This is a genomic window from Acidovorax sp. KPB24-03 (genome assembly GCF_057546605.1).
On sequence record NZ_BAAJYR010000834.1, the window covers coordinates 1 to 770 of the forward strand.

A 770-nucleotide genomic window follows, 5' to 3' on the forward strand; every position below is an offset into this window, starting at 1 on the left:
CGAGGCCTACCGCGAGCGTTGCTTCGTTCAGTTCGCCAGGGATGGCGAAGAGGGCGACCGGGCCGCGGCGGCGGCCGACCTGGCCGCGCTGCGCCGGCTGGCGCACAACCTGCGCACCGTGCTGCTCACGCTGGGCCGCAGCGAAGGCCATCGGGTGGCCAGCCGCCTCGAAGAGGCCGCCATCGCCGAAGATGTGCCGGCCGCCGTGGCCGGCTGGAAGGCGCTGCGGGACCACCTGGCGCCCTGACGTTCAGGACCCGTCCGCACGCCTCAGGGCATCACCCAGCGGTCCGCCGCCGCCCGGATGTGCGAGCGCATGGCCGACTCCGCCAGCAAGGGGTCGCGCGCCGCGAGGCAGCGGTAGATCTGCTCATGCTCAGCCAGGGCCGCGTGCCAGGTCGGCTGGCCTTCCAGCCGCTCGCGCATGTGGCTGGCCAGCGGCCCGCGGCGCTCGTCGAACAGGCTGCCCACCAGCCGCACCAGCACCGAGTTGCCGGTCATCTCCGCGATGCGCACGTGGAACTCTCGGTCGTGCTCCAGCACATCGCGCCCGGCCGCGATGTCGGCGCGCATGGCGTCGATGCTCGCCTGCACACGGACCAGGCCGTCCGGCGTGGCGTGCACGCACGCCAGCACAATGACTGCTCCCTCCCACCGCGCCCCGCGCCCTGCATCAGTTTCGGCCGGGCTCTCGCCCATGGACGGGGGGCAGGGCGGAGCGCCGCAGCGCGCGGCTGCACACATACACGCCCGAGCCATGCGGATTTCCA

The 770-nt window shown here is 73.4% G+C and carries 1 protein-coding gene and 1 pseudogene; one reads left to right on the forward strand and one right to left on the reverse strand.

Annotated features, from left to right (window positions below; genetic code table 11):
* A pseudogene (locus AC27KI_RS26325) lies at positions 1 to 247 on the forward strand (response regulator); the annotation flags it as partial.
* 23 nt (positions 248 to 270) lie between these two features.
* Here AC27KI_RS26325 and AC27KI_RS26330 read toward each other — a convergent pair.
* Positions 271 to 636: a FadR/GntR family transcriptional regulator gene (locus AC27KI_RS26330; RefSeq protein ID WP_487116814.1), complete on the reverse strand. Its 366-nt coding sequence runs from the start codon at positions 634 to 636 to the stop codon at positions 271 to 273.
* Between the last annotated feature and the right edge of the window lie 134 nt (positions 637 to 770).